Genomic DNA, 14276 nt, shown 5'->3' with positions numbered 1-14276 from the left:
CTGATCCCATCCAAAAATGGAATGAAGTGTCTTATCATAACGCAACCAATCACAATGAATATAACGAGAAGCTCCTGTCCAAATACCTAACCAAAAAGATTCTATAATATGCTCCGGTGAATAGCCACGATTAGAACCGGGTTCAGGTAAATCTAATTCAGACATATACTCCCGAATCCCTGTTTGATCTATAAATCTTTTCATCAAACTCATACCCCCAAAAGGAGTGACTTGTTTATCTGAATACTCAATAGGAAGGTTAACCATATGGGTGAAATTTAAAATATAACCTAAAGCTAGTAATAATCAATAGGAATAACAATAATTTAAACCCTATTGCATAATTCAGGTTTAAAGAAAGATTTCTTAGCGATAACTTTCATGGAATTGGCTATATCAAGGGTAATCTCTTTTACTTTATCCCTAAGTGGTTTTGGAATTTTAAGTAATTGTTGTGTTTATGCAGATATCTGAGGGTAATATGAATTAGGAAGTTTATTAGAATAAAAAAACGACATCTAAAAGAAGATATCGTCTATAAAAATTCTATTTATTAGGGCTATAAAATAAAATTTATACTATTATTAATTTTCTACTACATTATAATTATTAAACTGTTGCATAACTTTTTTTGTCAGTTCTTTAGCTTTATTTATATAAAAGGTTTTAGTACTATTTAAAGACTCATTTTTTAAATCATCTTCACTCCGTATATAATCTATTTGGGCTTCAAGTTTAGATTCTTTATCTAATATTAGATTTAGTTCTAGTAATGCTTTTTCTAGGTTTTTTAAAGCGTTTTCTGCTTTTAATTTTAATAATGATTGTTCTTTGAATTCTGCAGCACGTTTAGCTTCAAATTCTGCTTTTTGTCTATTTTGTTCTGCTATTTGCTGCTCTAGTTTTTGTTGTTCAATTTCTAATTGGCGACGTTTTTCTTCTAACTCTTTTTGTTTATTAACTACTTCAGCAGTTGCTTCAGCAAGATCATTACCTTGGTCAATAGATGCTACTTCTGTATTAGGTAAGCTACTATTGTTAGCTCTACATGAAGTTAGTTCTTTTAAAATTTGAGAACCTAGTTCTTTAGCTCTTTTTGCAAAAAACCTGCTACGTTCGTAAGTATCTTCATTTAATGAACTTTCCATATCTACTCTTGCTTGATATGCTGTTTCATTTGCTTTTTTACAATTACACTTTTCTGTTAAGGCTTCTACTTTTAAGAAGGCTTCAACTGCTTTATCTGCATATTCCTGAGTATGATAAACATTATTTGCTCCATGAGCTTTTTTACTATGAGAATATGCGTAACTAGCAGCGGTTAATGCATCTTCATATAAATCTTGAGCATTAGTTTCTGAAATAGAACATAAAATAAATAGTATAAGTGTAACTTTCTTCATTATTGGGGCTTTTAAATCACATAACAATGATACAATATTTTCCTTGTAACATCAAAAAAAACGTCATTAATCGATTAAATATGTATTTTATCTTATTTTTTTACGGGAAAACCTTAGTTTTAATAATAAATATTCTACTGGCTTTTATGGAGTTAGAGAGGATGGTAGAGTTTTTTATTGGTCTCAAAAATAGTTAAAACTATGTGCTTTAGTGCATTTCGCTTTAATGTATAAAAATATTTACCTTTGTTTTATGCTAGAACAACGATCAAATGGTGATAGTGTTTAAAGATTAATTGTCTATCTAGTTTGGAGTACCAAGTATCGTTATCATGTTTTGAAAGGAGATATTCAGGTTCGTTGCCGATCGATATTAATATAAATATGCGATGCTGAAGACGTTCAAATTTTGAAAGGCGTAATTTCCAAAGATCATGTTCGTATGCATTTAGAGTATAGACCTTCTCAAAATGTAAGTAATTTGGTTAAGAAATTAAAAGGAAGAAGTTCTCGCAAGCTTCAACAAGAGTTTTCTGAACTAGAGAGGAAATATTGGGGTAGACATTTTGGAGCATAGGATATGGTTGTTGGAGTACAATTAATATTACTGATGTAATAATGGTTAATGAGTATTTGGAACATCATCGTAGACAGATGATGGTAATGCAACGAATTTCATAATTGAGAAATGGTCATGGGGTAACTTTCAGTCACCAGCCCAAATAAGTACATAGTGGTTCAGTTAGAACGATTATATATTTATAATGTTTTGTATTGTTCAAAAAAATAACTAGGTAGAGCTCTTTATATAGTTTGTAAGTTAATTATGTATATTACGTCTAAATCTACTATGAAAAAAATAATAATATCCTCGATTAATCATAACTTAAACAATGCCATAGCTTTGCTTAGGCTTATAAAGACTCCTATTTATCAAGATGATTCTGTTGGGCCATATTATTCTAGTATAGGTTCCCATATAAGACATATATTAGATTTTTTTGAATGTATAGTTAATGGATTAGATTCTAATAATATAGATTTAACTGTTCGTAAACGGGATGGATTGTTATCTAGAGATAAGGAATTTGCAATAGAATATATATGTAAATTACAAGAAACTTTATTTTCTTATGTTGATGTTAATACAAATTATTTAATTCATGTTACAGATAATATGGGTAAAGGAAAAGTTACAGTTAATTATACTTTAGAAAGTATTATGTCTCATGCTAATAGTCATGCGATGCATCATTATGCTATTATTGGATATATTTTACATAATTTAGATATAGAGATAAAAATTCCAGGTTTTGGTTATAACCCTACTACACCAATTAATAAAAGAGAAGGTGCTTAGTAAAAAATAATTTTATTTTTTTCCAAAAATAGAGTTCATTATTGTTTTTAACCCTTTAAAAGCCATTAAGATAGCGAAGATAGCACTTATTATGCCTAACACTAAAATAGGAATATATAATGGGTGATCTTGATTTTTAAAAGCAGAATGAATAATAACAGGACTTATAAACATAAAGATGAATGCTATAGCCATATGTTGTACTCCTTTCCCTAGAAGTTCTTTATCTGTTTTTTTAGGCTCCATAGTTGTTTATTGCATTGCGGACATTTCCATATTGCTCTAACAGTTTTGTTGCTTCTGTATGACCGATTGTTAATTCTTCCATGAGCATTTGTATAGCCCTTTCTACAAGTTTATTATTGCTAAGTTGCATGTCTACCATTTTATTACCTTTTACTTTACCTAGCTGGATCATTGTAGCAGTAGAAATCATATTTAAGACTAGTTTTTGGGCTGTTCCTGCTTTCATACGTGAACTTCCTGTTACAAACTCAGGACCAACAGTGACAACAACAGGATATTTTGCAGTAGTAGCTAATGGGCTTCCTGCATTACACGTTATGCAACCAGTAATAATTTTTTTTTCATTACAGTGGTTTAAAGCATTTATGACGTATGGAGTAGTTCCTGAAGCAGCAATGCCAATTACCACATCTTTTTCTGAAATATGGTGAACTTTGAGATCTTTCCACCCTTGGTCTATACTGTCCTCAGCATGCTCTACAGCTTTTCGAATTGCAATATCTCCTCCAGCAATCAATCCAACGACAAGATCATGAGAAACACCAAATGTAGGAGGGCATTCGCTAGCATCTACAATACCTAATCGACCACTTGTTCCTGCTCCCAGATAGAAAAGGCGGCCTCCATTTTTAAGTTTTTGTACTATTTGTGAAACTAAAATTTCTATTTCAGGGATAGATTGTTCTACAGCATTTGCAACTGTTTTATCCTCTTTATTAATATTAGTAAGTAACTCGTTAATGCTCATTTTTTCTAAATGATCATAGTTAGAGGGTTTTTCTGTAGTTTTTATAAAAGCCATAGTTCAAAAATAGTCATTTTTTGATTCTAAGATAAATAGTTCTTTTCTTTTTGATCCCTCATTGGGGGGTTAATTTCTCAAGACTGATCTAAAAGACAAAATATATTTTGAAAAGTATACTTCGTTAACTTGTTCTAGGGATTGTTTAGTAAAAATAATAGAGAGATATAGTATTTTTTAGCAGATGTATCTTCTATAGATAGAGATTATTTTTTTATTGTAAATTCAAACCTATTTGCTTCAGAAAGGTTAAAGTATCCTAAAGCGTATTTAGAGGGATTAGATGTGTTAATGATATTGCCTCTTGGTACAGCAGGAGGAGTCTGAAAGGGATTGCCTCCACCTTGTTCACTTTGTTCTATAAGTAAATTTGAATAATTATAGTATCGTTTGTCTATTCCTAATATTTTGATGGTAACATCTCTGTTATTTACCATATCTTTATAAAAATATGAAAAATTGAATGTTTTTCCTTGATAAAAACGATCTTCGCTTGCTAGAAATAGACTAAAATCAAAATCAAAAAGATAGAAGTCATCGCGGTTTCTTTTATCAGTGAAATAGATAACAACTTCAGTTTCATTACCTTCTAATAAAGTGTTATCTCCTTGCTCAACATTATCGATAGGTACTGTAGGAATAAGTTGTGCCGTTGCTAAATAAGTTTCATTATCATAAATAACGCTAAGTTGATATGTGGTGTTAAATTCTGGAATAAATCTGATTGAATTTGGTGTGTAATAGCCTGTTTTACCAGATTCTGTAAAATTTATTATAGAGTTATCTGTAAGGTTTGTAATAAAAACAGTAGCATTGCTAACTATTGGTGTTTCTTTATCAAAAAATGGAGCAGATAATGTGAGTTTTACTCCTCCTTCCATGGTGATAGGGGTTTCATTTAAGTAAAGTTCAAAAGATGCATCAATTACTAATCTGGAGGTTCCTATTGGAGTATCTACTTCGATAACATCTTCACAGTTTAAGAATATAAAAAATATTACTAATAGATATATTATTTTTTTCATTTTCTTAAAATTTAAAATTATATGTTACTGCAGGTATGATTCCAAAAATTGAAGTTTTAATAGCTTCATTTACAAAGGTATCTTGGTTTCTTGTAAAGGCTATTGAAGCTGCATTTTTACGATTATATAGATTGTAGATGCTAAAGACCCATTCTCCTTGCCATTTTCTAGTTTTGTTTTTTCTAGGAGTTAATGTAGCAGAAATATCTATTCTGTGATATGAAGGAAGGCGTTTGCTATTTCTAGAAGCATCAAATAAAGGAACAGATATCCCTTGGTAGTTAAATTGTCCTGTTGGGTAATTAGTGGGTTGACCTGTTTGAAGTACGAAATTGGCAGCAAATTTCCATTTTTCATTCCACTTATAACTTCCATTAAATGATATGTCGTGTGTTTTGTCATAAGGTGTATTATACCATTTACTATTATTTATTCCTGGCTCTTGTGATGTTCTTCCTGGTGTTTGTTGCTCTGATTTAGAAATGGTGTATGCTAACCAACCTTTAAATTTACCCTCATTTTTTCGGAATAAAAACTCTAATCCATACGCACGAGCTTTTCCATTTAAAATATCCTGTTCTATGGCATTATTTGCGATTAGATCTGCACCATCTATATAATCAATACGGTTTTTGATATCTTTATAAAAAACTTCTGTTTCGAGAGAATACGTATTTTCATTTATACTCTTAAAATATCCTACTGCATATTGATTAAGTAATTGTGGTTTTATGTATTTACCGCTAGGAGTCCATACATCTAATGGAGTAGGGGAGCTGGTATTAGATAGTAAGTGAAGGTATTGTGCCATACGATTATAACTAGCTTTTATGGAGGTATTATCACTAAAAGCATATGCGATAGCAGCTCTAGGTTCTATATTAGTAAAAGTTTTTATTGGATCACTTTTTTTGAATTTTTGTATATCTACAGGCTCTATTGCTTCATAAATTTGAAGTTCTTCATTAAATAATAAAGGATTGTCATCCTGATATACATTTAGTTCATTTTGTCCTAATCGTATAAAGTTACTTAAACGAATCCCATATTGAAGAGTAAGGTTATTAGAAACTTTATGTTCTGAATCAATGTATACCCCAAGTTCATTGGCATATTTATCAATCAATTTTTCTCTTTTAATCCCAGAATCTGTGCTATTAGGTCTTATTTCACCTGGATTAAATTTGAAATATATATTGTTTATCCCGTAATTAAGCTGAAAATTATTACCTAAATAGTGGTTTAAGTCATATTTAATATTAAAATTTCGTATACCAGAATCCCATTTGAAGCCTACAAAATCAAGTTCTAAACCATAAAAATAGTCAGAATAGATAAGAGAAAGATTAGAAAATAATTTATCAGAAAATAAATGATTCCATCTTAGATTAATTACAGTATTGCCATAGATATTTTCAAAAACTTTATTTATGGCAAATACATCTCTGCCAAAGTACCCAGAAAGATATATATTGTTATTATCATTGATTTTATAATTTAATTTAGCGTTTAGGTCATAGAAATAAGCAATATTATCATTATCAAATAATGGTAAAAAAAGATGTGCATAAGAGGTTCTGCCTCCTACTAAAAAGGCTCCTTTGTTTTTTTTTATAGGCCCTTCTGCAAGTAATCTACTTGCAATTGCTCCCAGCCCTCCATTCATACCAAATTTTTTACTGTTTCCTTCTTTTTGATAAATATCTAATACTGAAGATACACGGCCGCCATATCTAGCAGGAATCCCTCCTTTATAAAGTTTAATATCTTTTATGGCATCGGGATTAAAAACAGAGAAAAAACCAAAAAGATGTGAAGAGTTAAAAATTGTAGCTTCATCTAGTAAAATAAGATTTTGGTCTACAGCTCCTCCGCGAACATTAAAACCAGAGGACCCTTCACCGGTATTAGTTACACCAGGTAAAAGAATAATTGATTTAATAATATCGGCTTCTCCTAGAACAACTGGAATTTGTTTTATAGTCCCTGCAGTGAGCCTATTTATACTCATTTGCGGGTTTTTGATGTTTAGTTTTTCTAATTTTTCTGTGACTACTACTTCATCCAACATTTCGGAAGCTTCCATGAGTTGAATATTCAACTTTTTGTTTTCAGTAAGATTAATGTTTTGAAAATTGTCTTTAAACCCTAAATAACTAATCTGTAGTTTATATTTTCCTTGTGGTAGGGTTATAGAGTAAAAACCATACTCGTTAGTAACTACTCCTTTGCTTATTTCTGGAAATAAAACATTTACTCCAATAAGAGTTTCATTACTGGATTCCTCTGAAATTATGCCGCTGATCGTAAATTTTTCTTGGCTATACATAGAGAATTGTGATAGCAATGCTAGTAGCAAACTAAATAATATATGTTTTTTCAAAAGGTTGTCTTTTATTGATTAGAAACGATAAGCATAAGTCGTAAAGGAAGATATATGTAGCGAGTTCTACAATTAATTTATTGTTAATTCTACCTAAAATAAAAGAACAAAAAAACTGCACTCTCTATAGTAAAAGAAAATGCAGTTTTTGAATAAAAAAATAACTGTTTATCTATCTATTAAACATGTTTTTATTATTGAAAAGTATAGCTGGTTTTTATAACCTGCGTTAATCTAAAGTAACCAAAGGCATAATTTTTTGGGTTTGAAGAGTTTGTGCAATTACCTCTTAGAGGGACTGGTGTAGTGCCAAAAGGTCCGCCTGCATCTATTTGATCGATGAATATACTTATATAATCGTAATAACCTTTGGAAACACCATGAAAACTGATATCAACAACATCGTTGGGTTTAAATTCTTCTTGATTAATATCATCATCTTCTTCTTTTTCGTATCGTAATGTCATTTGGTTTCCGTTGGTAAACTCATCATTATCATTATATAGCTCTGGTAATAAGCCTCCTTTTTCTCGAAATTTGATAAAATAAAAATTTTCTTCGTTTTTAGGATCATTAAATATAACGTTAACTTCTAATGCTTCATCATCATCTCCATCTTCTGTGGATTGTGTTATGGCAGCAATGTCAACAACAGGAGTCATTGTTTCTTTGGCAATGTAAGTTTCATTATTATAAATAATTTCTAAGGTATAGGATTGATTTAATACAGGGATAAAATTAGTAGTAGTATATTTTCCGTTATTTTGATCTATAAAGATAAATTCTGTATCGTCATTATCATTAGTAACTTTTACAGAAGCTCCTGTTACAATATTACTTTCTATTTTTTCAAAATACTTTGTAGATGTACTTAGTGTAATAGTTTGTTCATTTCCAGAAGTGCCTTTTTCCCAGTCTAATGAAGCTTCTATAACTAATCGAGGATCTGCAGTTGGTACGTTTACATCGATTACATCGGTACAAGATGTGAAAAATATAGATATTCCTATAAATATAATTGTTATGTATGTTTTCATGGTCTTAAAATTTAAAGTTATAAGATATGGATGGTATAATTCCAAAAATGGCAGTTCTTGTAGCTTCATTTATTCCGGTCTCTTTATTTTGACCAAAAGATATAGATGCTGCATTTTTACGATTATACACATTATAAATTCCAAAAACCCATTCTCCCTTCCATCTTCTTTCTGGTTTATTATTTGGGGTATATGTAGCAGAAATATCTAATCTATGGTATGCGGGTAATCTATTAGAGTTTCTGTCAGAATAACTAGCTGTGGTTATATCTTCGTATTGATATTGAGCATTAGGATAGGTTACAGGTCTACCTGTTTGAAATACTAAATTGGAGCTAAAGGTCCATTTATCTGTTAATTTATAAATTCCTGTAAGAGAAACATCATGAGTTCTATCATGAGCAGTATTATACCAGTTTCCATTATTAATACCTGGTCCTTCTACATTGTCCCCAAGAGTTCTTTGTTCAGATTTTGATATGGTATATGCTAACCAACCTGTAAAATCTCCTTTACTTTTTCGTAATAAAAATTCTAGTCCATACGCTCTGGATTCTCCATTTAGTATTTCTGTTTCGATATTGTTTTGACCTATTAATTCTGAACCATCCAAATAATCTATTCGATTCTCTACGTCTTTATAATAGGCTTCTACTTCTAAAGAGTATGTGTTGTTAGTGAAATTTTTAAAATACCCTAATGCATATTGATTTGATAATTGAGGTTTAATAAATTTACCACTTGGAGTCCAAACATCTACAGGTGTTACCGATGTAGTATTAGATAATAGATGTATATATTGTGCAGCTCTGGAATATCCAGCTTTTAGAGAGGAAGATTCAGTTAGTTGGAAAGAAAGCCCTAGTCTTGGTTCTAGGTTGCCAAATGTTTTTATGCTCTCATCGTCTTTATAGTTAGTTTCTCCTATTGCTATCCCTTCGCTATAGATTCCTAAACTACTGTTATAAATAACAGGTCTGTTATTTGCATAATTGGTTAAAGGTTGTCCTCCTAATCTAACAAAAGAGCTATAACGTATACCATACTCCATAGTGAGTTTTTTACTGATCTTATGTTCAGCACTTGCATATACACCAGTCTCTAGAGCTTTTTTTTCGTCTAATTTTAATCTATTAATAGGAGAGGTAGAAGATGTTGGTTTTATTTGCCCTGGATCAAAATCATAAAATATAGCATTTCCGCCAAAATCTAATTTAAAGTTATTACTAGCATAATAGTTTACGTCATATTTTACATTGTAATTATTGATAGAGGCTATCCAATCAAACTTCATTGAATTGATACTTATTTCATAATCATATTTACTATATATTAGAGATAAGTTCGAAAAAATTTTATCGTTAAAAATATGGTTCCATCTTAGGTTACCAGAAAGGTTTCCATAGCTACTTTCAAAGTTTTTTGAGAAATCAAAAACATCTCTACCGAAGTATCCCGATAGATATAATTTGTTTTTTTCATTTATTTTATAATTAGTCTTTAGATTTAGATCATAGAAATTAATTTTGTTGTCTTTTAGTGCATCCTCTATTGCACCTGCATAAAGATGTGCATAGGATCCTCTACCAGCTAATAAAAAAGATCCTTTATTTTTAAAAACAGGGCCTTCAACAGCTAGTCTGCTTGAAATTATACCTATACCTCCTGTTAGTCCTAGTCTTTTGCTATTTCCGTCTTTTTGACGAACATCTAAAACAGAAGATACACGACCTCCAAATCTTGCGGGTATTGCACCTTTGTATAATTTAACATCTTTTATTGCATCTGCATTAAAAACAGAGAAAAAACCTAATAAATGAGATGTATTATAAATGATTGCTTCGTCTAATAATACTAAGTTTTGATCTACAGCACCACCTCTTACATTAAAGCCACTAGTGCCTTCTCCTCCATTAGTAACTCCTGGTAAGGTTTGTATAGACTTTACTATGTCGACTTCACCTAATACTACTGGTATTTTTTTTATCGTTTCGGATTTTAGTTTAGAAACGCTCATTTCTGGTTTCTTAATATTAGCTCTTTCTGTCTCTTCTGCAGTAATAATTACCTCGTCTAGTTCTTCAGAGGATGTGAACATCTCAAAATTTAGCTGTTTGTCACTATCCAAGGTTACTTCTTGACTAAGATCAACATACCCCATGTATGATATAATTAAGGTATAATTTCCTTTTGGAGCAGTAATAGAGTAAAAACCATATTCGTTTGTTATTACTCCAATTGTTGTGTCTTTAAAAAACACAGATGCACCAAATAATGTTTCTCCATTATTTATATCTTTTATTCTACCGCTTATGGTGTAACTATCTTGTGCAAATATTTGAGGTGGAAATAAAAAAGATGTAAAAAAAATAAGTGCGAAAATTGCTTTTTTCATTTGTTTATTAGTTAAAATTTTAAAATGATTACCTAAAGTTCTATAGTTTGATTTAATATTTATGTTTTCTAGTTTAATTATAAACTTTTCATTGTTGGGTGTGTAATAGTTTTTTATAGGGAATTATGAAAACAAGAAGGGTTATCGATATTATTTTTTATTTATAAATAATTTTGGCGTTAGGTAATAGAGGATATTTATTTTAAATCCTTAGTTTATAATAAAAATAAAATAGATAAAATAGTTTCAGAAATGGTAGAAGTTTAAAATCTATGATTGTTGGTTCTCATCTGTTGTATGAAGTTTTATGTTTTTTATTCCTATTGAAGCTCTCCATTGAAAATTAATAGGAAACCATTCTTCTTTATTTACAGAATTGTTATCCGATATTTTAGAAAAGGTAATGCCTTTTACATATACCTTATTGTTTTCTGAAAACACATATATAGTATCCAGAGTTTTTTTATTATTGTTTTTTGATTCACTCATGATTTGGTATGCTTTTTTTATAACGGTTTCTCCCTAAATTAAATACTCCTAGTTTTAGACCAAATCCAACAGAGATACCATTGATTCTGTTAATAGCGTTTGGTACTAATTCTATTTTACTAGAAAATCTGTATTGTAAGCCTGCTTCTACTTGCACATATCTAGAAATATTATACAGTATGTTTATTCCTGGTTCTACAACAAATATAGCATCCCAATCTTCTTCTTGACTTCGTTCTATCTCTCCTTCATTCCAGTCTGTATTGATATATCCAGCGGCACCACCACCTACTAATAAGGGAAAAGAAAGATTAAATTTTGCTTTACTAAAAAATATTGGCTCTAAATGCAATCCAGAATAGACTGCTCCTAAATCGGCAATATTTGACGAAAAAGTACCTGGTATTCTTTGATTAGAATAAAAAGCCTTCGTAACAAATCCAATTTCTACCTGTCTATTAGCAACATAGGCAATTTTAAGGCCTATGATATAAGTATCTTTATCTTCAATTTTGCCATAACCTCCATTAAATCCTAAATAGACACCATGTACAATATTGTTCCGGTCATTAAATTCTATATAGTCTTTAGAGTCTTGCGCATTAGAATAGAAAAACGAAATTATTAATGAGAATAAGAATACAATTTTTAAGTGTTTCATTATACTTTATTTGTTATTTCATTGACAGATTAAATTAATAAGGGTTGCATGAGGTTGTTCTTTTTTTATAATATTATTCGAAACACATATTATAGATTAAAAAAATTATTCTTTTAAAACGATTGCACCTTTTTTTCCAGTGATTTTAAATTTTCCAGCTATTTTGTCATTTCCATAGGTAGCTGTTATATCTCTAATTCTTTTTCTTTTATCAATTACATTCGTTTTTATATTCCTAAAAGATTTTGGAATCCTTAGTAATCCTTGTTCAAGAGAAGCTCTAAAATCTATAGTTAAACCAGAAATGTTGATATCTAATTCTGAGGATTCTTGAATAATATTTACATTAGCATTAGTTTTTTCTATTTTTGAAACCCAAAGATCAGCTACTTCCATGGTTAGATTTATATTGTCATAGAGAATACTTAAATTCATATTACTAAACTTGAGCTCTCCATTAATATTGCCAATTTTTTGAATATTTATACGATCTTTACTTGAGTGGATTTCTAAAGATTCTACATTTTCAATTTCTATAATTGCTCCACTACTATTTATTTTAAGATCTTCGGATGTTTCTATGTCAATTTCTCCATTTTTAAAATGGATATTGCCATAAGTTATAGATTTCGTTTTTAATTTTCCAAATTTCATTTCTATATTGGCATTATGAAGATCTTTGTTTAGCCACATATCTCCATGCTGTAGATTAGCTTTTAGTTTTCCGTTCCAGCTACTTATTATAATATCACCAAATTTGTTTATGATATTAATTTCTGCGTTAAATGGTAGATGGATAGAGTAGTCAATTTGTATGTTACTTTTATCGAAATCAAATGGATTTGCTTTGTCAAATAATTTTGATAACAGACTATTATTTTGATCTTCAATTATAGAAGAAATATTTATAAAATCTTCGGTATTATTAACTACCATATTAATTCGATTCAATAACTCATCAGCATCTTCTTTTTTCTTTTTAGTTACTTGTATTTCAACGTTGATCTGAATTGTTTTTTTCTCCCAGCCACTGATAGTAACATTTCCATATCTATTTTCAAGATGCAATTCTCCTGCATTGGTTAAAGGGTATGTTTTTTTCATTTTTTTAGATACTTTTTCTTGCGCCCATATATTGTTTACGGAGCAGAGGAGGAGGAGTAAAATAAAAACATGTCTATAAAATGTAACCTTCATTTTCATTTGATTTTTTAGAATTATTGATCTGCTCTAATAAGTTTTCGATCAATTCTATTCTTTTTTTGTAATTATTGACGATTGCTTCTAAAATATATTCATTATTTAGATTTTTTTTCATTTCTAACTTTAGAGTATTATATTCTTCATCTAATTCATCCATAAAAGACAAAAATTCTTCTTTTTCTTTGTCTTGCAGTTTTGAACTATTTTTAACCAGTTGTACTTGAAATGAAACTAAGTCTTTATAGTAAGTGTCAATATCTCTAAGTTCTTGATTTACAATATTATTTTGATTGTTATAATTTAGTCCTGAATTTAAATACATATTTATTATTGAAAATGCTCCCACTAATATTAAGATACTTGCAGCAAACTTTAAGATAGGAAACCTCCATACAACAATTGATTTAGGGGTATTTAATCTAGATTCGATATTATCCCAGATTTTTGATTTATCTGCTCTTTGTTCATCGAATAAATATCGATTTTCTTTTATGTATTTTTCAAAATCATCCATATTTATAACGTATTTATAATTTCAATTAATTTTTTCTTTGCCCTATGATATTGCGATTTAGAAGTAGAAATAGTAATACCTAGTATTTCAGCAATCTCTATATGGTCATATCCTTCAATTAAATAGAGATTAATTATTTGTCGATATCCGTCAGGAAGATGTTTAATACCATTTTTTATTTTATAAATATCTCTACTTTTTACAGAATCATTAATGCCTTCTTCATCTTGTTCATTAATATCTTCACTGATATTATATTCATGATAATCAAAAGAGGTAACGGGTATTTTTTTTATTTTTAAATAGTTTATACTTTTATTAATTACTATTCTTTTTAACCAAGATCCAAAAGTACTTTCATATCTGAAAGATTTTAAGTTTTTAAACGCTTCTACAAAACTATCCTGTACAATATCCTCTGCATCTTCTTTTATGCCAAGTATACGGATGCTTACATTATACATGGCATCCACATAAAGCTCATATAACTGGTACTGTGAATTCCTGTCGCCAGATTTGCTTTTTTCTACAAGATCTTTATGCCTATAAAGGATATTAGTTTCCAATTAGTTTTGCTTGATTGTAAATTTCCTTAAAAGTACTTTTATTTATTGTTATAAGTATTGACAATTAAAAAAAGGAAAGGTTGCATGCCGTTAGGAATTAGAGTAAATATTTTATTTTAAGGAGAAAGGTTTGTAAATAAAAAGACCGCCTAAATACTTTTTAGACGGCCTCCTTTTTATTTATTTTAAAAT

General features: G+C 29.6%; 13 protein-coding genes and 2 pseudogenes. 2 read left to right on the top strand and 13 right to left on the bottom strand.

What is annotated here, in order from left to right; all coding sequences use genetic code 11:
• Positions 1 to 267, bottom strand: a pseudogene (locus tag H527_RS0112730) (hypothetical protein); the annotation flags it as partial.
• Positions 268 to 584: 317 nt separating this feature from the next.
• On the bottom strand, positions 585 to 1403 hold the full coding sequence (locus tag H527_RS0112725) for a hypothetical protein (RefSeq protein WP_027413073.1): 819 nt from the start codon (positions 1401 to 1403) through the stop codon (positions 585 to 587).
• A gap of 295 nt (positions 1404 to 1698) precedes the next feature.
• Between H527_RS0112725 and tnpA the strand changes: the two are divergent.
• Positions 1699 to 2137: pseudogene (tnpA, locus tag H527_RS22050) on the top strand (IS200/IS605 family transposase).
• Between the two features lie 116 nt (positions 2138 to 2253).
• Positions 2254 to 2763: a hypothetical protein gene (locus H527_RS0112715; protein ID WP_027413072.1), complete on the top strand. Its 510-nt coding sequence runs from the start codon at positions 2254 to 2256 to the stop codon at positions 2761 to 2763.
• 12 nt (positions 2764 to 2775) lie between these two features.
• Here H527_RS0112715 and H527_RS0112710 read toward each other — a convergent pair whose 3' ends face one another.
• From H527_RS0112710 to H527_RS0112660, 11 genes are all read right to left on the bottom strand, one after another.
• Positions 2776 to 3009, bottom strand: a complete 234-nt coding sequence (locus H527_RS0112710; protein WP_027413071.1) for a DUF6095 family protein — start codon at positions 3007 to 3009, stop codon at positions 2776 to 2778.
• A complete protein-coding gene (gene murQ / locus H527_RS0112705) occupies positions 2999 to 3811 on the bottom strand; it encodes an N-acetylmuramic acid 6-phosphate etherase (RefSeq protein ID WP_027413070.1) in 813 nt (270 codons plus the stop codon). The genes H527_RS0112710 and murQ overlap by 11 nt, the downstream gene beginning before the upstream one ends.
• Before the next feature lie 206 nt (positions 3812 to 4017).
• Positions 4018 to 4836 (bottom strand): DUF4249 family protein, encoded by an 819-nt coding sequence (locus H527_RS0112700; RefSeq protein WP_027413069.1) that lies wholly within the window; start codon positions 4834 to 4836, stop codon positions 4018 to 4020.
• A 4-nt stretch (positions 4837 to 4840) separates the two neighbouring features.
• Positions 4841 to 7165: a TonB-dependent receptor gene (locus H527_RS0112695; RefSeq protein WP_051316751.1), complete on the bottom strand. Its 2325-nt coding sequence runs from the start codon at positions 7163 to 7165 to the stop codon at positions 4841 to 4843.
• Between the two features lie 248 nt (positions 7166 to 7413).
• On the bottom strand, positions 7414 to 8256 hold the full coding sequence (locus H527_RS0112690; RefSeq protein ID WP_027413067.1) for a DUF4249 domain-containing protein: 843 nt from the start codon (positions 8254 to 8256) through the stop codon (positions 7414 to 7416).
• A 4-nt stretch (positions 8257 to 8260) separates the two neighbouring features.
• On the bottom strand, positions 8261 to 10651 hold the full coding sequence (locus tag H527_RS0112685) for a TonB-dependent receptor (protein WP_035088125.1): 2391 nt from the start codon (positions 10649 to 10651) through the stop codon (positions 8261 to 8263).
• A 270-nt stretch (positions 10652 to 10921) separates the two neighbouring features.
• Entirely contained in the window at positions 10922 to 11140 is a 219-nt protein-coding gene (locus H527_RS0112680) for a hypothetical protein (RefSeq protein WP_027413065.1), read from the bottom strand.
• Complete coding sequence (locus tag H527_RS0112675) at positions 11133 to 11801, bottom strand: hypothetical protein (RefSeq protein ID WP_027413064.1); 669 nt, start codon at positions 11799 to 11801, stop codon at positions 11133 to 11135. Before H527_RS0112675 ends, H527_RS0112680 begins: the two co-directional genes overlap by 8 nt.
• Before the next feature lie 105 nt (positions 11802 to 11906).
• A complete protein-coding gene (locus tag H527_RS0112670) occupies positions 11907 to 12905 on the bottom strand; it encodes a hypothetical protein (RefSeq protein WP_155837889.1) in 999 nt (332 codons plus the stop codon).
• A 73-nt stretch (positions 12906 to 12978) separates the two neighbouring features.
• Positions 12979 to 13518, bottom strand: coding sequence for a hypothetical protein (locus tag H527_RS0112665; protein ID WP_027413062.1), 540 nt, complete (start codon positions 13516 to 13518; stop codon positions 12979 to 12981).
• 2 nt (positions 13519 to 13520) lie between these two features.
• Positions 13521 to 14084 carry an RNA polymerase sigma factor gene (locus H527_RS0112660; protein ID WP_027413061.1) on the bottom strand — a complete coding sequence of 188 codons (564 nt, stop codon included), beginning with the start codon at positions 14082 to 14084 and terminating at the stop codon, positions 13521 to 13523.
• Positions 14085 to 14276 lie beyond the last annotated feature (192 nt).

This window comes from Aquimarina muelleri DSM 19832 (genome assembly GCF_000430665.1).
Lineage (GTDB): Bacteria > Bacteroidota > Bacteroidia > Flavobacteriales > Flavobacteriaceae > Aquimarina > Aquimarina muelleri.
The sequence above is the reverse complement of the archived record's forward strand: the minus strand, read 5'-3'. Positions and strand labels throughout refer to the sequence as shown.

What these genes read in the sequence shown, in the direction of transcription:
- H527_RS0112725 (WP_027413073.1), bottom strand. Translation starts at nt 1,403, where the DNA reads ATGAAGAAAGTTACACTTATACTATTTATTTTATGTTCTATTTCAGAA.
- H527_RS0112715 (WP_027413072.1), top strand. Translation starts at nt 2,254, where the DNA reads ATGAAAAAAATAATAATATCCTCGATTAATCATAACTTAAACAATGCC.
- H527_RS0112710 (WP_027413071.1), bottom strand. Translation starts at nt 3,009, where the DNA reads ATGGAGCCTAAAAAAACAGATAAAGAACTTCTAGGGAAAGGAGTACAA.
- murQ (WP_027413070.1), bottom strand. Translation starts at nt 3,811, where the DNA reads ATGGCTTTTATAAAAACTACAGAAAAACCCTCTAACTATGATCATTTA.
- H527_RS0112700 (WP_027413069.1), bottom strand. Translation starts at nt 4,836, where the DNA reads ATGAAAAAAATAATATATCTATTAGTAATATTTTTTATATTCTTAAAC.
- H527_RS0112695 (WP_051316751.1), bottom strand. Translation starts at nt 7,165, where the DNA reads ATGTATAGCCAAGAAAAATTTACGATCAGCGGCATAATTTCAGAGGAA.
- H527_RS0112690 (WP_027413067.1), bottom strand. Translation starts at nt 8,256, where the DNA reads ATGAAAACATACATAACAATTATATTTATAGGAATATCTATATTTTTC.
- H527_RS0112685 (WP_035088125.1), bottom strand. Translation starts at nt 10,651, where the DNA reads ATGAAAAAAGCAATTTTCGCACTTATTTTTTTTACATCTTTTTTATTT.
- H527_RS0112680 (WP_027413065.1), bottom strand. Translation starts at nt 11,140, where the DNA reads ATGAGTGAATCAAAAAACAATAATAAAAAAACTCTGGATACTATATAT.
- H527_RS0112675 (WP_027413064.1), bottom strand. Translation starts at nt 11,801, where the DNA reads ATGAAACACTTAAAAATTGTATTCTTATTCTCATTAATAATTTCGTTT.
- H527_RS0112670 (WP_155837889.1), bottom strand. Translation starts at nt 12,905, where the DNA reads ATGAAAAAAACATACCCTTTAACCAATGCAGGAGAATTGCATCTTGAA.
- H527_RS0112665 (WP_027413062.1), bottom strand. Translation starts at nt 13,518, where the DNA reads ATGGATGATTTTGAAAAATACATAAAAGAAAATCGATATTTATTCGAT.